1 protein-coding gene is annotated in these 233 nt (G+C 60.5%); it reads right to left on the reverse strand.

Annotation, left to right across the window (positions count from 1 at the left end):
* Positions 1-233, reverse strand: a 233-nt coding sequence (locus tag ACPYOI_RS37140) for an EF-hand domain-containing protein (RefSeq protein ID WP_481424315.1), incomplete at both ends; no start/stop codon positions are given.

The raw sequence follows: 233 nt of genomic DNA on the forward strand, positions 1-233 counted from the left end.
GAGGAGAACATGCTGGAGAGCTGGTCGTCACTCGACTGGCTGCCCTGAGGCGGCGGAGGAGGAGGCTGCTGGCCCGACTGCATGGCGCTTGCCAGCTGCGATTCGGTAAGCGAGCCGGTGTTCTTCGTGTCGAAGCTTTTGAACAACTGCGTTGCCTGGTCCTCGCTGACATCGGACGGACGAGCGGCAACGAATTCCGCCTCGCTGATATTGCCATCGCCATTGGTATCCAT

It is taken from the genome of Rhizobium sp. SVR5-2C (assembly GCF_056755115.1).